The 14,775-nt window shown below is 66.8% G+C and carries 16 protein-coding genes; 12 read left to right on the top strand and 4 right to left on the bottom strand.

The window, feature by feature from the left end; genetic code table 11:
- Positions 1 to 62: 62 nt before the first annotated feature.
- The 3 genes from AC5P7I_RS07260 to AC5P7I_RS07250 all read right to left on the bottom strand — a co-directional run bounded on the left by AC5P7I_RS07260 (position 63) and on the right by AC5P7I_RS07250 (position 2,633).
- Positions 63 to 965, bottom strand: coding sequence for a sulfurtransferase (locus tag AC5P7I_RS07260; RefSeq protein ID WP_164232477.1), 903 nt, complete (start codon positions 963 to 965; stop codon positions 63 to 65).
- Entirely contained in the window at positions 962 to 1,765 is an 804-nt protein-coding gene (locus AC5P7I_RS07255) for a CoA pyrophosphatase (protein ID WP_041863217.1), read from the bottom strand. The genes AC5P7I_RS07260 and AC5P7I_RS07255 overlap by 4 nt, the downstream gene beginning before the upstream one ends.
- Before the next feature lie 166 nt (positions 1,766 to 1,931).
- Positions 1,932 to 2,633, bottom strand: a complete 702-nt coding sequence (locus AC5P7I_RS07250; protein ID WP_014646545.1) for an FKBP-type peptidyl-prolyl cis-trans isomerase — start codon at positions 2,631 to 2,633, stop codon at positions 1,932 to 1,934.
- Positions 2,634 to 2,800: 167 nt separating this feature from the next.
- On the opposite strand from AC5P7I_RS07250, the gene AC5P7I_RS07245 reads away from it, so the two are divergent.
- From AC5P7I_RS07245 to nth, 3 genes are read left to right on the top strand one after another with little or no spacing between them, the layout of a single operon-like run.
- Positions 2,801 to 3,583: an enoyl-CoA hydratase/isomerase family protein gene (locus AC5P7I_RS07245; protein ID WP_262087158.1), complete on the top strand. Its 783-nt coding sequence runs from the start codon at positions 2,801 to 2,803 to the stop codon at positions 3,581 to 3,583.
- Between the two features lie 4 nt (positions 3,584 to 3,587).
- Complete coding sequence (locus tag AC5P7I_RS07240) at positions 3,588 to 3,941, top strand: hypothetical protein (RefSeq protein ID WP_049442206.1); 354 nt, start codon at positions 3,588 to 3,590, stop codon at positions 3,939 to 3,941.
- A complete protein-coding gene (gene nth / locus AC5P7I_RS07235) occupies positions 3,941 to 4,633 on the top strand; it encodes an endonuclease III (protein WP_014646542.1) in 693 nt (230 codons plus the stop codon). Before AC5P7I_RS07240 ends, nth begins: the two co-directional genes overlap by 1 nt.
- Positions 4,634 to 4,714: 81 nt before the next feature.
- On the opposite strand, the gene AC5P7I_RS07230 is transcribed toward nth, so the two are convergent.
- A complete protein-coding gene (locus AC5P7I_RS07230) occupies positions 4,715 to 5,947 on the bottom strand; it encodes a porin (protein ID WP_014646541.1) in 1,233 nt (410 codons plus the stop codon).
- Positions 5,948 to 6,501: 554 nt separating this feature from the next.
- Here AC5P7I_RS07230 and pstS (AC5P7I_RS07225) point away from each other — a divergent pair.
- From pstS (AC5P7I_RS07225) to AC5P7I_RS07185, 9 genes are all read left to right on the top strand, one after another.
- Complete coding sequence (gene pstS, locus AC5P7I_RS07225; protein ID WP_014646540.1) at positions 6,502 to 7,518, top strand: phosphate ABC transporter substrate-binding protein PstS; 1,017 nt, start codon at positions 6,502 to 6,504, stop codon at positions 7,516 to 7,518.
- Positions 7,519 to 7,934: 416 nt separating this feature from the next.
- Entirely contained in the window at positions 7,935 to 9,023 is a 1,089-nt protein-coding gene (gene pstS, locus AC5P7I_RS07220) for a phosphate ABC transporter substrate-binding protein PstS (RefSeq protein WP_262087154.1), read from the top strand.
- 79 nt (positions 9,024 to 9,102) lie between these two features.
- Entirely contained in the window at positions 9,103 to 10,071 is a 969-nt protein-coding gene (pstC, locus tag AC5P7I_RS07215) for a phosphate ABC transporter permease subunit PstC (RefSeq protein WP_005412771.1), read from the top strand.
- On the top strand, positions 10,071 to 10,934 hold the full coding sequence (gene pstA, locus AC5P7I_RS07210; RefSeq protein WP_014646538.1) for a phosphate ABC transporter permease PstA: 864 nt from the start codon (positions 10,071 to 10,073) through the stop codon (positions 10,932 to 10,934). The genes pstC and pstA overlap by 1 nt, the downstream gene beginning before the upstream one ends.
- Positions 10,935 to 10,953: 19 nt before the next feature.
- On the top strand, positions 10,954 to 11,784 hold the full coding sequence (pstB, locus tag AC5P7I_RS07205) for a phosphate ABC transporter ATP-binding protein PstB (RefSeq protein WP_005408788.1): 831 nt from the start codon (positions 10,954 to 10,956) through the stop codon (positions 11,782 to 11,784).
- A 76-nt stretch (positions 11,785 to 11,860) separates the two neighbouring features.
- Positions 11,861 to 12,568 (top strand): phosphate signaling complex protein PhoU, encoded by a 708-nt coding sequence (phoU, locus tag AC5P7I_RS07200; protein ID WP_005408787.1) that lies wholly within the window; start codon positions 11,861 to 11,863, stop codon positions 12,566 to 12,568.
- Positions 12,569 to 12,804: 236 nt separating this feature from the next.
- Complete coding sequence (locus tag AC5P7I_RS07195) at positions 12,805 to 13,158, top strand: HvfA family oxazolone/thioamide-modified RiPP metallophore (RefSeq protein ID WP_014646537.1); 354 nt, start codon at positions 12,805 to 12,807, stop codon at positions 13,156 to 13,158.
- Positions 13,145 to 14,020 carry an HvfB family MNIO-type RiPP peptide maturase gene (locus AC5P7I_RS07190; RefSeq protein WP_164076948.1) on the top strand — a complete coding sequence of 292 codons (876 nt, stop codon included), beginning with the start codon at positions 13,145 to 13,147 and terminating at the stop codon, positions 14,018 to 14,020. The genes AC5P7I_RS07195 and AC5P7I_RS07190 overlap by 14 nt, the downstream gene beginning before the upstream one ends.
- On the top strand, positions 14,013 to 14,768 hold the full coding sequence (locus AC5P7I_RS07185) for an HvfC family RiPP maturation protein (RefSeq protein WP_069117332.1): 756 nt from the start codon (positions 14,013 to 14,015) through the stop codon (positions 14,766 to 14,768). The genes AC5P7I_RS07190 and AC5P7I_RS07185 overlap by 8 nt, the downstream gene beginning before the upstream one ends.
- The last annotated feature ends 7 nt before the right edge of the window (positions 14,769 to 14,775 follow it).

The raw sequence follows: 14,775 nt of genomic DNA, 5'->3' as shown, positions 1-14,775 counted from the left end.
GATTTTCGGTTGATGGGGTCAGAACCGTTCTCCGTTGGAAAACGGATCCGACCCCGCGCGGCTCAGGCGCCGGTCGCCACCGGGCGGCTGCTGTCGCTGACCCACCCGCTCCAGGAGTCGGCGTAGATGCGCGCGCCGGACAGGCCCGCCGTTTCCATCGCCAGCAGCAGATGGCAGGCGGTCACGCCGGAGCCGCACATCAGCACCACCTGCTGCGGATCGCGGTTGCCGATCACGCCCTGCAGTTCGGCGCGCAGCGCCTGTGGGTCGCGCAGGTGGCCATCGAGTACGTTCAAGGCGAACGGGCGGTTGACCGCGCCCGGCACGTGGCCGGCGACCGGGTCCAGCGGCTCGACGTCACCGCGGAAGCGCTCACCCGCGCGCGCGTCGACCAACCAGCCCGGCGCGTGCTTCAGCCGTGCGCTGATTTCATCGGCGTTGGCGATCTGGGTGGTGTCGAAACGGCCCGGGTAGGCAGGTAACACCGTCACTTCAGTCGGCCCGCTCGCCAGCGCGTGACCGGCGGCCTGCCAGGCGGCAATACCGCCGTCGAGCACGGCCACCCGGGTGTGCCCGATCAGCCGCAGCAGCCACCACAGGCGCGAGGCGGCCATGCTGCCGTCGCTGCCGTCGTAGACCACCACCTGGGTTTCGGGACCGATGCCCCACGTACCGAGCTTCGCGGCGAACGCATCGCTGTCCGGCAGCGGGTGCCGGCCGTGGCCGCTTCGGGTCAGATCCGACAGATCACGGTTGAGATCGGCATGCACCGCAGTCGGTATGTGCCCTGCCAGATACTGGCCGCCCGCCGCCTGCGGATCGGCCAGCGAAGCGCGCGCATCGACCACGCGCACGGCGGTGCTGGCGGTGGCACGCGCATCGACGACGCGCACGCCTGCGCCCAGCGCAGCGGCAAGGCTGGTGACATCGACCAGGGTGGTCCACGGCGGATCGATCGGCTTCATTTCACTTGCTCCAGGCGACGACGCAGGTTGTAGAGAATGGCGGCGGTCGCGCCCCAGATGCGCTGCCCCGGCCAGCCATACTCCAGGACGTGGCGGACCCGGCCGCGATGAGTGATTTCGACCTGGCGCAGGCTGTCGGGCGCCATCAGATAATCCAGCGGCACCTCGAACACTTCGGCCACTTCGCTGGGCTGCGGCACCGGCACGAAATCCGGATCCACCACCGCCACCACCGGCGTGACCCGGTAGCCGGTGATGGTGACGAAGGGATCGAGATACCCCAGCGCCTGCACCTGGCCGGGCGCCAATGCGATTTCTTCCTGGCTCTCGCGCAGCGCGGCCGCCAATGCGTCACGGTCATCGGGCTCGGTGCGGCCGCCGGGGAATCCGACCTGGCCCCCGTGCGTGCGCAGGGTTTCGGTGCGGCGGGTCAGGATCACCTGTGCGCCGTTGGCGCGCGGGACGATGCCGGCCAGCACCGCAGCCTCCACCGGAGGCCCGGGCGGCAGCAGGTCGATCAGCTCACTGCGGTTCCAGCCGTCGCCGGCCGGCGGTTGGGCCAAGGGGTGCAGCGCGCGCATCAGTCGCTCGTGGTCGGCCAGCGAGCCACGCAGCGATTGCTGCAGTTGTTCGCGCAGGGGCTGCACGCGGTGCAGGATGCGGCTGCGTTCCTCGTTGCTCATCGACGACCACCGCGCGATCTCATCGATATGCCGCGCGCAGCCGGTGCATTGCCGGTGCGGATCCAGCGTGCACACTCCGATGCAGGGACTTGCGACAACACGCGCCGTTTCTTCCATTGTTTGCACCCGGCAACAGTAGCGCGATCGGGCTGAATTTGCGCGGGTGGCCCGGCCCAACGGTAGAGTCGACGCTCGCGCGCAGCGCGGGCGTTTCACCGCCAGGGGCTGCACAAACAGAAACGCGCCGGTGGGATCACCGGCGCGTTTCGTTTGCTGTTTCGATTTACTTGACGCTGACCAGCTTGATCTCGAACTGCACAGCCACGTTCGGCGGGAACGGGGTGCGCGGGTCGGCACCGTAGGCCTGGTCCGGCGGCAGGGTGACTTCCCACTTCGAGCCGGCCGGCATCTGCAGCAGGGTCTCGCGCATGGCCTTCATTTCAACTTCGCTGACCTTGATCGACGGGATCTGCTGGGCAGGGCGGGCTTCGGTCGGGCGCTGGCCGTACGGGAACGGACCGGCCACTTCCAGCTGCACGGTGCTGGCCTGGGTCGGCTTGGCGCCCTTGCCGGCTTCGATCACGCGGTACTGGACGCCGCTCGGCAGGGACTGCACGCCGGCCTTGGCCTTGTTCGCCGCGATGAACTGATCGCTCTTGGTCTTGTTTTCGGCAGCCGCCTTTTCGTACTCGGCCTTGGCAGCCTGGGCACGGCCCTGCTCGCGCTTCTGGAACGCTTCAACGGCCGGCTTCAGCTGCTCGGCGGTGATCGCCGGCTGCTTCTTGGCGTAGGCATCCTGCAGGCCCTTCACCACCGAGTTGATGTCCAGCTGCTCACCGCGACCGGTCAGCTCCGCCAGGTTGTTGCCGTAGTCGTAACCGAAGTAATAACTCAGCTTGCCCTTCTCGGACGCGATGTCCTGGGCGAAGGCATTGCCCGTCAGGGCCAGGGCCGCGACGGCGACCGCGATAGAACGCAACTTCATCAAACAGTTCTCCAGGGGTGGTAACTCAGGGACGTTCTTCGCCGCCCTGAGGCGACGGGTTAGGATAACGGGCGCAACGTGTAACCGCTACTCACGATGCAGGCTATGACCCGTCTGCGTTTGCAGAGTTCAATATCACTTTTTTTTAACGTTCCAGGAGTTTCCCCGTGGCCGATGCCCTGATCGCTGTTGCCGACGAAGGCGCCATCCGCACCGTGACCGTCCAGCGCCCGGACAAGCTCAATGCCCTGAACGCCGCGACCCTGCAGGCGCTGACCGATGCCTTCAGGGTCGCCGCTGCCGATCCGGAGGTGCGCGTGGTGGTGTTGACCGGGGCGGGCCCGAAGGCCTTCGTGGCCGGTGCCGACATCGCGGAAATGAACACCCTCAGCGCCGTTCAGGGACGTGATTTCTCGCTGCTGGGCCAGGCCCTGATGCGCCAGATCGAACGCATGCCCAAGCCGGTCATCGCGCGCGTGAACGGTTTCGCGCTGGGCGGCGGGCTTGAGCTGGCGATGGCGTGCCACCTGCGCATCGCCGCCGATACCGCCAAGGTCGGCCAACCGGAAATCAATCTCGGCCTGATTCCCGGCTTCGGCGGCAGCCAGCGCCTGCTGCGCCTGTGTGGCCGCGCCGCCACCCTGGAGCTGTGCCTGCTGGGGGCGCCGATCAACGCCGCGCGTGCGCTGGAGCTGGGCATCGTCAACGAAGTCGTGCCGGCCGACGCGCTGGACAACCGCGTGCAGGACGTCGCCCGCCAGCTGGCACGCTCAGCACCGCTGGCCCTGCGTGGCCTGCTCGACGCGGTGCACGTGGGCGGCGAGTGCAGCCTGGAGGCCGGGCTGGAATACGAAAGTGCGCAGTTCGGCCTGCTGTTCGCCACCGAGGACATGCGTGAAGGCACCAGTGCCTTCCTGCAGCGCCGCCCGCCGGCCTTCCAGAACCGCTGACGCCATGGCATCCCGACCCAACCCCGCGCAGTTGTTCGCCCGGGTCCAGGCAGACGATCTCGATGGCGCCCTGCAGGCGGGGCTGATGGACTACGTCGCCCGAGCCGGCGACGAACAGCTGCTGCCTGGCCACCCGGACCTTCCGCAGCGGCTGCAGCAGGCCCAGCAGCAACTGCGTACGGCCTGGGCCGCACGCGAACGCTATCGCGCCCGCGCGGTGCGCCTGGCCCGCCGCGAAGCCGAGCGCGATGCACGTCGCACCCCGCCCCCGGCGCCGGACGTGAAGCCCCCCCTGCCCGCCGCGGCGGCCGCGATTCTCGCCCGGGCCAAGGCCCGCGTCACCGGCAAGGAGCCGTAATGGCCACCGCGAAGAAGACTGCCCGCGCACCGGCGCGGCGCGGCGGCCGCATGCCGCGCGCCGACGTGGTGGAAATGTTCACCCGCCTGCGCGAGCTCAATCCGCACCCGAAGACCGAGCTTGAGTACAGCTCGCCGTTCGAACTGCTGGTGGCCGTGGCGCTGTCTGCCCAGGCCACCGACGTCGGCGTCAACAAGGCCACCCGCCGCCTGTTCCCGGTCGCCAACACGCCGGCGAAGATCCTCGCGCTCGGTGAGGATGGCCTGAAGCCGTACATCGCCACCATCGGGCTGTTCAACGCCAAGGCGAAGAACGTGATCGCCACCTGCGCGATCCTGCTGCAGAAGTACGGCGGCGAAGTGCCGCGCGACCGCGAAGCGCTGGAAGCGCTGCCCGGTGTGGGCCGCAAGACCGCCAACGTGGTGCTCAACACCGCCTTCGGCGAGCCGGTGATGGCGGTGGATACGCATATCTTCCGCGTCTCCAACCGTACCGGCCTGGCCCCCGGCAAGAACGTGCGCGAAGTGGAGGACACGCTGGTGAAGGTGATTCCGGCCGAGTTCCTGCTCGACGCGCACCATTGGCTGATTCTGCATGGCCGCTACGTGTGCAAGGCGCGCAAGCCGGATTGCCCGGGCTGCGTGATCGCCGACCTGTGCCGGTTCAAGGAAAAGACCACAGCCGAGACGTGACGCGGATCGTGTTGTGACGAAACGAAGACGGCGGGCACCAGGCCCGCCGTCCGCGTGTATGGACAAGGGTGCTTCAGGAGATCAGAACGACAGGTCGCCCCAGACGCCGAATTCCTTGGTCTTGTCGTTCTTCTTGTCGCTGGCGTTGGCCAGGTGCGTGTACTTGTACACGGTCGACAGCTTGAGGTTCTTCATGACCGGGAACTCGACGCCGACGTTCCAGTACTTGTCGCTCAGGGTCGGGTCCAGGGTCTTGCTGACGTCGGTGTCATCGTAACGACCGAACACGTTGATGCCGCCGTCGGTCACGCGCACGCTGCCCCACACCGACCAGCCACTGGTCTTGTCGGTGGCAACGGTCAGCACGTTGTTGAGGTTCTTGGCCTGGAAGTACTCGCCGCCGACGCGGAAGTTGCTGTCGGCGTAGGCCACCATCGCGTTGGCGCGGGTGTAGGTGTTCTCGGCGCTCTGGATGTCGGTTTCCTTGCCCAGCTTGCCGCTGTAGCCGCCGACGGCGACCACGAAGTTCTCGTTCGGGGTGTAGGCCACGCGGCCTTCCACGTCCATGCCCTTGCTGCGGGTCGGGTTCTTGTAGCCGGCGCCGGACACGACCGAGACGGCGTAGTTGAAGTTGTTGCCCAGGTTGCCGAAGCCATGCAGGCCCCAGTCGGACGAGTTGCCGTACTTCAGGCGGTCGGTCAGGGTGTTCTCGACATAGCGCATGCCGTAGAACTTCTCGACGTACGGGATCCACGGCATGTCGGCGGCACCGACGCGCAGGTTGAAGGCCGGGTCGAAGCTGCCCTGCACGTAGGCCTTCTTGACGAACAGTTCGGTGTTGCCGATGGCCGAGCTGTACTGGAAGTCGGTGGTCAGGTTGGCCGACCAGATGTCGTTGAACTTGTGGTCGACGGTCAGGTAGAAGCGCTTGACGTCCAGGCCGGTGCCGCTGGCGGCGGTGTCCTTGCCGTTGCTGGTCTTGTCGATGTTGGTCAGGTCGAAGAACATGCGACCGCCAATCTTGTTGTCATTGACCAGCTTGGCCAGCTTGTCGACGCTGGTCTGGGTCTTCTGCGCACCTTCCAGGGCCTGCGCCTGGGTGATGTTCACTTCGGACTGCGCGTCGGACTGCGCCTGCAGCGCCTGCGAATCGTTCTGCAACTGCTGGACCTGGGCCTGCAGCGCAGCGATCTGTGCCTGCAGCTGCTGCAACTGTGCCTGGGACACGCCCGAGCTGGCGGGGGCTGCGAAGGCGTCGGCGGAAACCAGACCGAGGCTTGCAACGACCGCGGCGGCGAGCAAATGGGAACGCATTTTGGATTTCTCCAGAGGGTTGGAATGGCTTGGGCAGAACGCCACGCCGGCAGGCCGGTCAAGCGTTTTGCGAACGTTCCGTTAAAACCATGACAGCCGAATGACAGATTGAGCACCAACCCCAGATTTCTTCGTGCGGTCATGCGTACGACTCATTTGCGCGCACATGCTTATCGATCCCTTGCGCCCCATGGCGTGGTGTATCGGCACCGACACGCGGGCAAGCCGCCGGGTCACCCTGGTCCGCACCGCCCGGCTTCGCGCGGATGACGCGGAATCCCTGCGCAACGCCAGGCGCAGACCGCGCGAAGGGAGGCAGCCGTCACCTCATCGGCCACCTATGCAAGGTGACCGCAACCGGCGCCGGCGCACCTCCCTTGTGCCCGCACGACCGCCTCAGCCGCTGCGCGAAACCTTCACGGCCCGCGCTGCGCAAGCGCCAGCCAGCGCTGTAACGGATGCGTCATACAACGGTCCCCGCGCTGTCATCGAACCGTTATGGAATGTGCGCCGGGCGGGTAACCCCGCATCCCAATCAACCCAGGAGCCACCCCGTGATCCACGCCTTCAAGTCGCGCGTTGCCGTTGCCGTCTTCGCAGCGTCGTCCGTGTTCGCCGCCAACGCCGCTGAAATCACCGGCGCGGGCGCCTCGTTCATCTACCCGGTGATGTCGAAGTGGTCGGCCGACTACAACGCTGCCACCAGCAACAAGGTCAACTACCAGTCGATCGGTTCCGGCGGCGGCATTGCGCAGATCAAGGCCAAGACCGTTGATTTCGGCTCTTCCGATGCACCGCTGAAGCCGGAAGAACTGGCCGCCTCGGGCCTGGCCCAGTTCCCGTCGGTGATCGGCGGCGTGGTGCCGGTGGTCAACGTGGCCGGCATCGCCCCGGGCGCACTCAAGCTGGACGGCACCGTGCTGGCCAACATCTTCCTGGGCAAGATCAAGACCTGGAACGACCCGGCCATCGCCGCGCTGAACCCGGGCGTGACCCTGCCGAGCGCCAAGATCACCGTCGTGCACCGCTCGGATGGTTCGGGCACCACCTTCAACTTCGTCAACTACCTGTCCAAGGTCAGCCCGGAGTGGAAGAGCTCGGTCGGTGAAGGCACCTCGGTCCAGTGGCCGGCCGGCATCGGCGGCAAGGGCAACGAAGGCGTTGCTGCCTACGTGAAGCAGATCAAGGGCGGCATCGGCTACGTCGAACTGTCCTACGCACTGCAGAACAAGCTGTCGTACACGGCGATGAAGAACGCTGCCGGCAGGTTCGTCCAGCCGAGCGATGCATCGTTCGCCGCCGCTGCCGCCAGCGCCGACTGGGCCAGCGCCAAGGACTTCTACCTGGTGATGACCAACGCCCCGGGCGCCGAGTCCTGGCCGATCACCGCCACCAACTTCATCCTGGTGCACAAGAAGCCGAAGAACGCTGCCAACGGCAAGGCCACCCAGGAGTTCTTCCGCTGGGTCTACAAGAGCGGCGACGCCCAGGCCCGCCAGCTGGACTACGTGCCGCTGCCGGACAGCCTGGTCCGCCAGATCGAGACCTACTGGTCGCAGAACCTGAAGTAAGCACGTTCCCCCGCAGGAACGGGGCCGGCGGGTCCTCTCTCCCCCGCCGGCCCCAACCGGGCGCGAGATCCTCGAGATCTCGCGCTCTTCTTGTTTTCGGGGATGCATGCATCTGCCTCTGCAGCGCCGAGCCCACGCTCGGCTGGGTGCTGGAGCGTGCGGACCGACGGTCCGCACCTACCGAGGGCAGGGACCTATCGAACATGGCTTGACTCCACACGGGCCAACCGGCCGCCATACCGGTGCGCAGATCCGGGGTCTCCGGGGCTCTGCCGGATGGGGGCCAACCCGGTGAAACCCTTGTCAGAACGTGATCCAGGACACCTCTGTCATGGTCGTAATACGGCTGTAACAAAAACATCATTTCATAGCCGCATCCGCCGACCACGTCGGCTCTTCCCCGCTATGGAGTGACCATGAAACTGCACTCGGCCGGCCTTGCCGCCCTTTCCCTGGCCATCGCCCTGGGCCTGTCGGCCTGCGGTGGCGACAAGCAGGCCGCGCAGCAGCCGGCGGCCGACGGTGCCGCTGCCCCGGCCGCTGCCGGTGCCAAGGTGACCGCCGAAGTGTCCGGCGCGGGCGCGTCCTTCATCTTCCCGCTGGTCTCCAAGTGGTCGGCCGACTACAACGCCGCCACCGGGGCCAAGATCAACTACCAGTCGATCGGCTCCGGCGGCGGCATCGCCCAGATCAAGGCCGGCACCGTCGACTTCGGCTCCTCCGACAAGCCGCTGAGCAGCGAAGAGCTGGCACAGGCCGGCCTGGCCCAGTTCCCGTCGGCCATCGGCGGCGTGGTGCCGGTGGTCAACATCGAAGGCCTGGAAGCCGGCAAGCTGCGCCTGAGCGGCGCCCTGCTGGCCGACATCTTCCTGGGCAAGGTCAAGACCTGGAACGATCCGGCCATCGTCGCCGCCAACCCGGGCGTGAAGCTGCCGGACGGCAAGATCACCCTGGTCCACCGTTCGGACGGTTCGGGCACCACCTTCAACTTCTCCAACTACCTGTCCAAGGTCAGCCCGGAGTGGAAGAGCAAGGTCGGCGAAGGCACCTCGGTGCAGTGGCCGGACGGCGTCGGTGGCAAGGGCAATGAAGGCGTCGCTTCGTACGTGAAGCAGATCAAGGGCTCCATCGGCTACGTCGAGCTGGCCTACGCGCTGCAGAACGGCATGCCGTACACCGCCATGCAGAACGCCGCCGGCAACTGGGTCGAGCCCAGCGCGGAAACCTTCGCCGCGGCGGCCGCCAGCGCCGACTGGGCCAGCGCCAAGGACTTCAACCTGGTCATCACCAACGCCCCGGGCGAGCAGGCGTGGCCGATCACCGCCACCAACTTCATGCTGATGCAGAAGCAGCCGAAGGACGCCAAGCGCAACCAGGACACCCTGGCCTTCTTCAAGTGGGCCTTCGAGAACGGCCAGGCCCAGGCCAACGAGCTGCACTACGTGCCGCTGCCGGCCGAACTGGTCAAGCAGATCGAGGCCTACTGGGCGACCGACCTGAAGTGACGGACTCGACGGTGCCCGCCCCGCGCGGGCACCGCTTCCACGCCGTGCCGCCCCGCCCCTTCCTGGCCCTGCCGTCCCCATGAATGCCATCGCCCAGCCTGTAGCCGCCCCGTCCACGCGTGATGCGCGTGATGCCCGCAACGACAAACTGTTCCGATGGGTGCTGGTCGGCACCGTCATCTTCGTCCTGATCGCCCTGGCCTGCGCCGCGCTGTCGATGCTGTGGGGCGGCCGCCATGCCCTGCAGATGCAGGGCCTGAGCTTCTTCTTCTCCGCCGACTGGAATCCGGTCGAAAACAAGTTCGGCGCGCTCGCCCCGATCTACGGCACCCTGGTCACCGCCGTCATCGCGATGGTCATCGCCGTGCCGGTCAGCTTCGGCATCGCCTTCTTCCTCACCGAAGTCGCGCCACGCTGGCTGCGTGGCCCGGTCGGCACAGCCATCGAACTGCTGGCCGGCATTCCCTCGATCATCTACGGCATGTGGGGCCTGTTCGTGCTGGTGCCGGTGATGACCGAGTACGTCACGCCGTTCCTCAACGAGACCCTGGGCGAATGGCCGATCATCGGCCCGATGTTCCAGGGCCCGCCGCTGGGCATCGGCATGCTCACCGCCGGTTTCGTGCTGGCGATCATGGTCATTCCGTTCATCTCCTCGGTGATGCGCGAAGTGTTCCTGACCGTGCCGACCCGCCTGAAGGAATCGGCCTATGCGCTGGGCTCCACCAAGTGGGAAGTGAGCTGGGACATCGTGCTGCCCTACACCCGCTCGGCGGTGATCGGCGGCATCTTCCTCGGCCTCGGCCGCGCCCTCGGCGAGACGATGGCGGTGGCCTTCGTGATCGGCAACAGCGTGCGCCTGTCGCCGTCGCTGCTGGAACCGGGCACCACCATTGCTGCGCTGATCGCCAACGATTTCGGTGAAGCCACTGAAACCTACCGTTCGGCCCTGCTGCTGCTCGGCTTCGTCCTCTTCATCGTCACCTTCGTGGTGCTCGCCATCGCCCGCCTGATGCTGATGCGCCTGTCCCGCAAGGAGGGCAACTGATGTCCAGCACCGCTGACTCCCTGTACCTGCGCCGCCGCATCGGCAATGTCGTTGCGATCACCGCCTCCTGCGCCACCGCGCTGTTCGGTTTGTTCTTCCTGGGCTGGATCCTGTTCACCCTGGCCTCCAAGGGCCTGGCCGGCATCAACCTGGATCTGTTCACCAAGATGACGCCGCCGCCGATGCAGGAAGGCGGCCTCGCCAACGCGTTCTTCGGCAGCGCCGTGATGTGTGCGCTGGCGATCGGCATCGGCACCCCGCTGGGCGTATTGGCGGGCACCTGGCTGGCCGAGTACGGCAACGCCCGCAAGGCCGGCACCGTGGTCCGCTTCGTCAACGACATCCTGCTGTCGGCCCCGTCCATCGTGCTCGGCCTGTTCGTCTACACCCTGTACGTGATGCAGACCGGCGGCAACTTCTCGGCGTTCGCCGGTGCGCTGTCGCTGGCCTTCATCGTGCTGCCGGTGGTGGTACGCACCACCGACGAGATGCTGCGCCTGGTGCCCTCGCAGATGCGCGAAGCGGCCCTGTCGCTGGGCATCCCGCAGTGGAAGGTGATCGTGCAGGTGCTGTACCGCAGTGCCTCGGCCGGCATCATCACCGGCATCCTGCTGGCACTGGCCCGCATCTCCGGCGAGACCGCACCGCTGCTGTTCACCGCCTTCGGCAACCAGTACTGGAACAACAACATCTTCCAGCCGATGGCCTCGGTGCCGGTGGTGATGAACCAGTTCGCCGGCAGCCCGTATGAATCCTGGCAGGTGCTGGCATGGGCCGGTGCCCTGGTGCTGACTGTCTTCGTGTTGCTGGTCAGCCTTGCCGCCCGCGGCATCCTGCTGCGCAACCGTATCTCCCATGACTGACCTTTCCGTGGATAACGCCATGAACGACCTTTCCAACGCCGTGCCGATGCAGCGCATCGCCGTGCCGTCCTCGCACGAGAGCCTGCACACGCCGTCGCCGGTGAAGCTGGCTGCGCGTGGACTGGACTTCTATTACGACAAGTTCCACGCCCTGAAGGGCATCAACCTGGAAATCCCGGAAAAGCGCGTGACCGCGCTGATCGGTCCTTCCGGTTGCGGCAAGTCGACCCTGCTGCGCATCTTCAACCGCATCTACGCGCTGTACCCGAAGCTGGAAGCGCGCGGTGAAGTGCTGCTGGACGGCGAGAACATCCTGTCGCCGAAGTACCCGATGAACCGCCTGCGCAGCAAGGTCGGCATGGTGTTCCAGAAGCCGGTGCCGTTCCCGATGACCATCTTCGAGAACGTGGCCTACGGCATCCGCCACCACGAGAAGCTGAGCAAGGCCGACATGGCAGACCGCGTCGAGCAGGCGCTGCGCCAGGGCGCGCTGTGGGACGAAGTGAAGGACAAGCTGGGGCAGAGCGCACTGGGCCTGTCCGGCGGCCAGCAGCAGCGCCTGTGCATCGCCCGTGCCGTGGCCCTGCGCCCGTCGGTGCTGCTGCTGGACGAGCCGACCTCGGCGCTGGATCCGATCTCGACCAGCCGCATCGAGCAGCTGGTGGAAGAACTCAAGCACGAGTACACCATCGTGATCGTCACCCACAACATGCAGCAGGCCGCACGCGTGTCCGACTACACCGCCTTCATGTACCTGGGCGACCTGATCGAGCACGACCGCACCGAAGTGATCTTCTCGCAGCCGTCGCAGCGGCAGACCGAGGACTACATCACCGGCCGCTTCGGCTGAAACGTCAGTCGAGCACGGCTCGACCCTGCAGACACCATCAGTCGAGCGTGGCTCGACTCTACAGAGTGGAACAACCATGAACCTTCCCAACGACCACATCGTCAAGAGCTACGACGAAGAGCAGCAGCGCCTGGTGGCCGAGATCGTGCGCATGGGCGAGATGGCCGTCGCCCAGCTCGAAGCGTCGATGGACGTGATCGAGAAGCGCGACGAGAACGCTGCCCATCGCATCATCGCCAACGACGAGGCGATCGATGCGCTGGAACAGCAGATCAGCCACGACGTGATGCGCCTGGCGCTGCGTGGCCCGATGGCGCGCGACCTGCGCGAGATCCTTGCCGGCCTGCGCATTCCGGCCGACATCGAGCGCATCGGTGACTACGCTGCCAACGTCGCCAAACGCTCGATCGCGCTGGGCAAGGTGCCGCCGCTGCCGCAGATCCAGGGCCTGCGTGCACTGGGCCGCCTGGCCGCGCAGCAGGTCCGGCGTGCCATTGCCGCCTACCGCGACAACGATGCTGATGCCGCGCTGGAACTGCGTGAGGACGACGCCCGCCTGGACGCGCAGTACACCGCGCTGTTCCGCGAGCTGCTGACCTACATGATGGAAGACCCGCGCAACATCACCCCGTGCACGCACCTGCTGTTCATGGCCAAGAACCTGGAGCGCGTGGGCGACCACGCCACCAACATCGCCGAGAACGTATGGTTCCTGGTGCATGGCGAGCAGCCGCTGCCACCGCGTGAAAAGCGCGACGAGACCTCCAGCACCGGCCAGCCCTGACGCTGCACTGCAACACCGGAGTCGACTCCAAGGTGGCCGCTGTCCTGGTGACAGCGGCCTTCTTTTTTGGGGAGTTCCCCCGCATTGGGCCCGCCGGGCTTGCCCGGTGCGGACCTGCCGGATGCTTCTGTAACAGATCTCACGAAAATTTGAGTTCTTGGCGAGGATTCGTTGAGTAGGATCGCTGCACCATCGATTCACCCCGGGCACCTGCCCACCACCCAGGAGTAAGACCGATGAGCAGTTCCAACAAGACCCTGTCCCTGCTGACCGCTACCGCTCTGGCCGCCGGCCTGGGCATGACCGCCAGCGCCTCGGCGCTGAGCATGAGCGACCTCGCCCAGGGCTACCTGGTGGCCGGCCAGGCAGCCAAGGCCAGCACCGATGCCAAGGCCGCCGATACCAAGATGGCAGCCGACGCGACCAAGCACGCCGAAGGCAAGTGTGGTGCCGACGGCAAGACCGGCGAAGGCAAGTGCGGTGCCGACAAGGGCAAGGCTGCCGGCGCAGCGGGCGCCAAGGCCAAGACCGGCGACACGAAGTCGGCTGAAGGCAAGTGCGGCGAAGGCAAGTGCGGTGGCAAGCACTGACGTCCGCGCCAGCCTCGTCCACCCGCAGTCGCCGCTTCGCGCGGCGGCTGCAGGGTTGGGCCTGCGCCGGGCGCTGCTGCAGGATCTGCGTGACGCTCCGGCAGGCGACTTCGACTTCCTGGAATGCGCGCCGGAGAACTGGATCCATGTCGGCGGCCCGGCCGGTGATGCCCTGGCCGAACTGGCACACCGCCATCCGCTGAGCTGCCACGGCCTGTCGCTGTCGCTGGGCGGCAGTGCCGCCCTGGACACCCAGCTGCTGGAGCAGGTCGGCCGGTTCCTCGAAAAGCACCGCGTGCCGCTGTACAGCGAGCACCTGAGCTACTGCAGCGACGACGGCCACCTGTACGACCTGCTGCCGATTCCCTTCACCGACGAAGCCGTGCGCCATACCGCGCAGCGCATCCGCCACGTGCAGGACCTGCTCGGCCGCCGCATCGCGGTGGAGAACGTGTCCTACTACCTGGCGCCGGAACCGGCGATGGACGAGCTGGCGTTCACCAATGCGGTGCTCGCCGAAGCCGACTGCGACCTGCTGCTGGACGTCAACAACGTCTACGTCAACGCCTGCAACCACGGCTACGATGCCGATGCCTTCATCGCCGGCCTGCCCGCGCAGCGCATCGTCTGCCTGCACGTGGCCGGGCACCTGGACGAGGCACCCGACCTGAAGATCGATACCCATGGCAGCGCGGTGATTGATCCGGTCTGGGAGTTGCTGGCGCGTACCTATGCTCGCATCGGCCCACGCCCCACCCTGCTCGAACGCGATTTCAATTTCCCGCCCTATGCGGAACTGCAGGGCGAACTGCAGACCATCCGCCGCCTGCAGGCCGCACACGCCGGGGCTGCACATGGCTGACGCTATCGACACCCTGCGCGCGCAGCAGCACGCGTTCACCGCGCACCTGCGCGATCCACAGGCGGTGCCGGCACCGGCCGGCCTGGATGCACGCCGGTTGGCGGTGTACCAGCACCTGCTGTTCAACAACCTGCTCGGGCTCCTGAGCAACGGTTTCCCGGTCTGCGTCCGCCTGCTCGGCGAACCGGCATGGAGCGCGCTGGTGCGCCACTACTTCGCCACCCATCGCTGCCAGACCCCCCTGTTCACCGAGCTGGCCGCCGAGTTCGTGCAGTGGCTGCAGGCACAGTCGCAGCTGCCGCACCCGGCGCTGGCCGAACTGGCCCACTACGAGTGGGTGGAAACCGCGCTGTACCAGTTGCAGGCCGAGCCACTTCCTGCGCCTGGCGATGTCGATCCGCTGCGGGTGCCGCTGCAGCGTTCGCCGCTGGCGTGGCCGCTGCTGTACCAGTGGCCGGTGCACCGTCTCGGTGCAGAGGATGCGCCGACCCAGCCCCTCCCAGAACCCACCGGCCTGCTGGTCCGCCGCGAAGCCGACGGTGAAGTGCGATTCGCCGCGCTCAGCCCCTTGGCGGTGCACCTGCTGTCCAGCATCGGTGAACAGCCTGGGCTGGAAGGCCGTACGTACCTGCAACGCCTCGCCACCACGCATGGGCTGGCCGAAGACGCGCTGGCCGGCCCCGGTGCCGCGCTGCTGCGGCAGTTCCTGCAGGCCGGCGTGATCGGCCCGCTCACCGCCCCGCCCTGACACCCCA

The organism is Stenotrophomonas sp. YJH_SMC_138 (assembly GCF_059369855.1).
This window is presented reverse-complemented; position numbering and strand designations above follow the sequence as displayed.

Coding starts and splice junctions, on each gene's coding strand:
- AC5P7I_RS07255 (WP_041863217.1), bottom strand. CDS start 1,765: ATGGAAGAAACGGCGCGTGTTGTCGCAAGTCCCTGCATCGGAGTGTGC.
- AC5P7I_RS07230 (WP_014646541.1), bottom strand. CDS start 5,947: ATGCGTTCCCATTTGCTCGCCGCCGCGGTCGTTGCAAGCCTCGGTCTG.
- pstB (WP_005408788.1), top strand. CDS start 10,954: ATGAACGACCTTTCCAACGCCGTGCCGATGCAGCGCATCGCCGTGCCG.
- AC5P7I_RS07250 (WP_014646545.1), bottom strand. CDS start 2,633: ATGAAGTTGCGTTCTATCGCGGTCGCCGTCGCGGCCCTGGCCCTGACG.
- AC5P7I_RS07185 (WP_069117332.1), top strand. CDS start 14,013: ATGGCTGACGCTATCGACACCCTGCGCGCGCAGCAGCACGCGTTCACC.
- pstS (WP_262087154.1), top strand. CDS start 7,935: ATGAAACTGCACTCGGCCGGCCTTGCCGCCCTTTCCCTGGCCATCGCC.
- AC5P7I_RS07260 (WP_164232477.1), bottom strand. CDS start 965: ATGAAGCCGATCGATCCGCCGTGGACCACCCTGGTCGATGTCACCAGC.
- AC5P7I_RS07240 (WP_049442206.1), top strand. CDS start 3,588: ATGGCATCCCGACCCAACCCCGCGCAGTTGTTCGCCCGGGTCCAGGCA.
- pstC (WP_005412771.1), top strand. CDS start 9,103: ATGAATGCCATCGCCCAGCCTGTAGCCGCCCCGTCCACGCGTGATGCG.
- pstA (WP_014646538.1), top strand. CDS start 10,071: ATGTCCAGCACCGCTGACTCCCTGTACCTGCGCCGCCGCATCGGCAAT.
- AC5P7I_RS07195 (WP_014646537.1), top strand. CDS start 12,805: ATGAGCAGTTCCAACAAGACCCTGTCCCTGCTGACCGCTACCGCTCTG.
- nth (WP_014646542.1), top strand. CDS start 3,941: ATGGCCACCGCGAAGAAGACTGCCCGCGCACCGGCGCGGCGCGGCGGC.
- phoU (WP_005408787.1), top strand. CDS start 11,861: ATGAACCTTCCCAACGACCACATCGTCAAGAGCTACGACGAAGAGCAG.